4 protein-coding genes are annotated in these 5,637 nt (G+C 74.6%); all 4 read right to left on the bottom strand.

The genetic code is table 11. The features are described from left to right. Positions 1 to 143: 143 nt before the first annotated feature. Positions 144 to 1,592, bottom strand: coding sequence for an MDR family MFS transporter (locus ACOJUF_RS04645; RefSeq protein ID WP_420120699.1), 1,449 nt, complete (start codon positions 1,590 to 1,592; stop codon positions 144 to 146). 114 nt (positions 1,593 to 1,706) lie between these two features. Then, positions 1,707 to 3,830 carry a prolyl oligopeptidase family serine peptidase gene (locus tag ACOJUF_RS04650; RefSeq protein ID WP_420120696.1) on the bottom strand — a complete coding sequence of 708 codons (2,124 nt, stop codon included), beginning with the start codon at positions 3,828 to 3,830 and terminating at the stop codon, positions 1,707 to 1,709. Beyond that, positions 3,827 to 4,303 (bottom strand): Lrp/AsnC family transcriptional regulator, encoded by a 477-nt coding sequence (locus ACOJUF_RS04655; protein ID WP_420120697.1) that lies wholly within the window; start codon positions 4,301 to 4,303, stop codon positions 3,827 to 3,829. Before ACOJUF_RS04655 ends, ACOJUF_RS04650 begins: the two co-directional genes overlap by 4 nt. 11 nt (positions 4,304 to 4,314) lie before the next feature. Beyond that, a complete protein-coding gene (locus ACOJUF_RS04660) occupies positions 4,315 to 5,457 on the bottom strand; it encodes a M24 family metallopeptidase (protein WP_420120698.1) in 1,143 nt (380 codons plus the stop codon). Between the last annotated feature and the right edge of the window lie 180 nt (positions 5,458 to 5,637).

The raw sequence follows: 5,637 nt of genomic DNA on the forward strand, positions 1-5,637 counted from the left end.
GGCCGCCGGGACCGCGGCGGCCGGGACCGCGGCCCCGCCGGACGCCCCGCCGCTGACCCGCCCCTGGTGGCTCGACGACGAGCAGGTGCGCGACCGCTACCGCGCCTGACCCGCGCGGGCCGGGCCGCCGCGGCCGAGTGCGATCAGCGGGTCGGGTCCGCCGTCATCGGCTCGTCCGCGGCGACGTCGCCCGTTCCCGCCCCGGTACCGGGCGAGGCGTCCCCGGCGGGCGCCGCCTGCGCGGCCTGGGCCGAGGGCCGGCCGCCGGGCAGCACCCAGGCGGCGGCGAACATGCAGACGGCCAGCACCGCGGTGGCGACGAAGACGTCATGGCTGGCCCCGGCGACCGCGGCCGGGTCGTCCGCGGCGTTGGCGGTCGCGCCGTGGCTGGCGTTGGCCAGCGCCCCGAAGGCGGCCACCCCCACGGCGCTGCCGATCGACCGGGCGAACAGGTTGGTGGCGGTGACCACGCCCCGCTCCGACCAGCCGACGCTGGACTGCGCGGCGATCAGGGTCGGGCTGGCGATCAGGCCCATGCCCAGGCCCACCACGAAGCAGCTGGCCGCGACCTGCCAGACCGCGGACGACGCGCCCAGCCAGATCGTGGACACCGAGCCCAGCACGGCCAGGGTGGCGCCGATGACCGCGGTCGTGCGGAAGCCCAGGCGCAGGTAGAGGCGACCGGACAGGGTCGCCGAGATGGGCCAGCCGATGGTCAGGGTGGCCAGCGCGAAGCCGGCGACCAGCGGGCCGGTGCCCAGCACGGCCTGCACGAACGTGGGCACGTAGGTGGTCAGCCCGAGCAGCACCGCGCCGACCAGCGTGGCGATGACCGCGCTGGCCACGAGCACGCGACGGGAGAACACCCACAGCGGCAGCACCGGCTCCGCCGCCCGCCGTTGGACCACCAGGAAGATCGCGATCAGCACCGCGCCGCCGCCCAGCACGACCAGGCTCGGCGCGGACGTCCAGGCCCAGGCCTGGCCGCCCTCGAGCAGGCCGAGGATCAGCAGCGAGGCCCCGACCGTGAGCGTGACGGCGCCGAGGTAGTCGATGCGGTGGGTGACCCGCTGCACCTTCTCCTGGAACCGCCGGACCAGCATCCAGCCGGCCAGCAGGCACAGCGGGATGTTGATGATGAACAGCCAGCGCCAGGTCAGCCACTCGGAGAAGACGCCACCCAGGGTCGGTCCGACCACCGCGGAGATCGCCCACACGCTGGCCAGGTAGCCCTGGGCCTTGGCCCGCTCGGCCAGCGAGTAGATGTCGCCGGCGATCGTGATGCTCATCGGCTGGACGGCCCCGGCGCCCAGCCCCTGCACGGCCCGGAAGACGATTAGTGCGGTCATGTTCCACGCCGCCGCGCAGAAGATCGAGCCGACCAGGAACAGGCCGATGCCGACCAGCATGATCGGCTTGCGGCCGACGATGTCGGCCAGCTTGCCGTAGATCGGCACCGAGACCGCCTGGGCCAGCAGGTAGACCGAGAAGAGCCAGGGGAACTGCGAGAAGCCGCCGAGATCGGCGACGATCGAGGGCACCGCGGTGGCCACGATGGTCGAGTCGAGGGCGACCAGCGAGGTCGCCAGCATCAGCGAGGCCAGGATGGGCCCCCGCTCGGACCGCAGACCGACCGCAGCCGTCACCGTCGCCTCCTTCGTCCCGCCCGCCGAACCTTATGCAGGCTAACCGTCGCCGCCGGGGTCCTATTCCGGGTCGCGGAGAGTCATTCCGGTGTGCCGGGCGGCGAAGGCGAGCTGGTCGGCGTACTCCAGCGCCAGCGCGCGGGCCGGCTTGCCCATCCCGTGGCCGGCCCGGGTGTCCACCCGTAGCAGCACCGGGGCCGGCCCGGCCTGGCAGAACTGAAGGTGCGCGCCGAACTTCAGCGAGTGCGCCGGCACCACCCGGTCGTCGTGGTCGCCGGTGCAGATCAGCGTGGCCGGGTAGGCCGTGCCCGGCGCCAGCCGGTGCAACGGTGAGTAGGCCAGCAGCACGCCGAAGTCGTCCGGGTCGTCCGGCGATCCGTAGTCGCTGGTCCAGGCCCAGCCGATGGTGAACAGGTGGAAGCGCAGCATGTCCAGCACGCCGACGGTCGGCAGTGCGGCCGCGAACAGATCTGGTCGTTGGGTCATCACCGCGCCGACGAGCAGGCCGCCGTTGGACCGGCCGTGCACCGCCAGCTGCGCCGGCGTCGTCACCCCGGTGGCGACCAGCGACTCCGCGCAGGCGATCAGATCGTCGAAGACCTGCTGCTTGCGGTGCCGCATGCCGGCCTCGTGCCAGGTCGCGCCGAACTCGCCGCCGCCGCGCAGGTTGGCCACCACCAGCACCCCGCCGGCCGCCACCCACGCGGCGAACATCGCGGAGAACGCCGGCAGCAGCGGGATGTCGAACCCGCCGTAGCCGTAGAGCAGGGTCGGCGCGGGTCCCGCCGGCAGGTCCGCCCGCCGCAGCACCGTCATCGGCACCGCGACCCCGTCGGTGGACACCGCCCGACGCCGGTCGGCCCGCATCGCCGGCAGCGGTACCTCGCCGCCCGGGCCGGGCCGCGGCCGCAGCTCCCCCGGGGCGTCGACGTCGAGCCGGAACAACCGGGTACGGCGCAGGAAGGAACTGACGCCGAGCAGGATCTCGGCCGACCCGGCGCGGGTGTTGACCGCGGCCATCGAGACCGGGGACGGGAGCGCGGGCCAGGCCAGGTGGGCGCCGCTGCGGTCGACCAGCTCCAGCCGGTGCGCCGCGTCGGTCGACCAGACCAGCGCGAAGGCGCCCCGCGCGGGCCGGACCTCAACCAGCACGTCGTCGTCGTGCTGGGCCACCACCTCCACCCAGGAGGCGGCCCGCCCGTTCGCTCCGGGGCCGGACAGGTCGACCGCGACCAGCCGGCCCCGCGGGGCGTCCCGCTCGGTGCGCAGGTACAGCGTGTCGCCGTCCGACCCGACGACGTGATGGGCGTCGGCCAGCTCGGCGACCACGGGGACCGCCACCGGATCCACGACCGGCCGGCCCACGATCACCCGGAGCCGGTGGGCCGCCACCAGGGTGCGCGAATCGGTGCCCGGGCTGGCGGTCAGGACCAGCCACCGGCCGTCCGGGGCCACCCACGGGTCGGCCATCCAGTCCCGGTCCGGCGGGGTCCAGATCACCTCGGCCGCGGCCGGGTCGGCGGCCAACCGGTGCAGCACGAGCTCGCCGGCGCCCATCGCCTCGGTCAGCTCGCCCCCGGCGGTGTCCGGGTAACGCCAGAACAGGAACCCCGAGGCGTCGGGCAGCCAGGTCGGGTCGATCCACTTGGCGTGGTGCAGCTCGTCCGGCCGGTCCTGCCCGGAGCCGACGTCGCGCACCCGGATGGTCCGCCAGTCCGACCCGGCCTCGGACACCGCGTAGGCCAGCAGCGCCCCGTCCGGGCTGACCCGGGCGGCGGTCATCGCGACCGTGCCGTCGGCCGACAGCCCGTTCGGGTCCAGCAGCAGCCGGGGAGCGGTCAGCAGCCCGTCCAGGTCGTCGGCCCAGAACAGCTGGTCCTGGTCGAGCTCACCGGGATTGGCCACGACGAAGTACCGGCCGCCCCGCTCCCAGGGCACGCCCCGCCGCGGGGCGGTGAGCAGGGCGGTGGTCAGGGCCAGGAGCGGCGCCCGCGCCGGCAACTCGTCCAGATACGGCCGGGACAGCGCGTTCTGGGCCGCGACGAAGGCACGGGTCCGCGGCGCGTCGGGGTCCTCCAGCCAGCGGTACGGGTCGGCCACCTCGACCCCGTGCCGGGACTCGACGACGTCGTCCCGGTCGACCTCGGGGTACCGCAGGCGGGGCTCGACCAGGTCGGCCGTCACTCGGCCGGGCCGGCCGTCGGGCCGTCCAGCGGCGGCGCGACCGGGCGCCCCTCGAACGGGGTGGAGAGGACGACGGTGGTCCGGGTCGTCATCCCGGCGGTCGCCCGGATCTGGCCCAGCAGCGTCTCCAGCGCGGCGGGCGACTGCACCCGCACCTTGACGATGTACGACTCGACCCCGGCCACCGAGTGGCACGCCTCGATCTCCGGCATCACGGCCAGGCGTTGCGGGTAGTCGTCCGGGGCGGCCGGGTCGATCGGGGTCAACGAGACGAAAGCGGTCAGCGGCAGGCCGATCTGCTCGCTGTCGATCTGCGCCGTGTACCCCCGGATCACGCCGCGCTTCTCCAGCCGGCGCACCCGCTGGTGCACGGCCGACACCGACAGGCCGACCCGTTCGGCGAGATCGGTGTAACTGCATCGGCCGTCGGCCGCGAGCACCGCGGCGATGCGGGCATCCAGCTCCTCGAGCATCCCTCTACCCTTCAGCCACCGACGACGATCAGCTCGGTGGGCGCGTTGTTCATGAGGCGGGGCCCGGACTCGCCCACGACGACGATGTCCTCGATGCGGACGCCGAACTCGCCGGGCAGGTAGATTCCCGGCTCCACCGAGAACGCCATGCCCTCCTCCAGCGGAATCGTGTTGCCGGCCACCATGTACGGGTGCTCGTGCACCTCCAGACCGATCCCGTGACCGGTCCGGGTGATGAAGTATTCCCCGTACCCGGCGGCGTCAATCACCGAGCGTGAGGCCGCGTCCACCGATTCGGCGGTTGCCCCCGGACGGACCGCGGCCACGCCGGCCGCCTGCGCCCGCCGGACCAGGTCGTAGACCTCGCGGACCCGCTCCGGCACGGTACCGCCGTCGACGGGACCCGCGAGGTAGGTGCGGGTGCAGTCGGAGAAGTAGCCCGACGGCATCGGCCCGCCGATGTCGATCACCACCACGTCCCCGGATTCGATCACCCGGTCCGACGCCTCGTGGTGCGGGCTCGCGCCGTTCGGCCCGGAGCCGACGATGACGAAGTCGGGCCGCTCGTGGCCCTCGGCCACGATGGCCGCGGCGATGTCGGCGGCCACGTCGTTCTCGGTGCGGCCGGGCCGCAGCCACTCGCCGATCCGGCGCTGCACCCGGTCGATCGCCGACCCGGCGGCGGCCAGCGCGGCAACCTCGTCGGCGCTCTTGCGCATCCGCAGCTGGGCGATGGTCTCGCCGGCCAGCGTCAGCTCGGACCCCGGCACGATGGCCTGCGCGTTCAACGCGTGCACGGCCGGCATGTGGTAGTCGACCGCCAGCACCCGGGCGTCGGCCGGCAGGAACTCGGCCAGCGCGGCGTACGGGTCCTGGCCGTCGGTCCAGGTGCCGATCGCCACGTCCATCCGCTCGACCGGCGACCCCGCCCACCCGGGTCGCTCCAGGGTCGGGACCAGCAACGACGGCCGGCCGGCGGCCGGCACCACGAGGCAGGTCAGCCGCTCGTGCGAGCCGATGGAGTGGCCGATGAAGTAGGCCAGGTCAGGTCCCGGCGTGATGAGGACGGCGTCCGCACCGGACGTTCCGGCCAGTTCGGCCAGCCGGGCCAGCCGGTCGGTGAGCACGGCCACCGGGTCGGGTTCGGGTGACATACCGGGAGCCTAGTGTTCGCGACCGGGCCGGGCCGTCGGGACCGGCGCCGCGTCGGGCGGCGCCGCCGTCACGGTGCCCGGTTCGGGCCCGCTGTCCACCCGCCGGTCCGGTCTCCGCCGCGCCGGGCCGACCGGAGCTGGTCCGCCGTCGACCCGGGGCCGGCCCGCCGTCGACCCGGG

Source organism: Nakamurella sp., assembly GCF_048594475.1.
In the GTDB taxonomy this organism is placed as follows: Bacteria; Actinomycetota; Actinomycetes; order Mycobacteriales; family Nakamurellaceae; genus Nakamurella.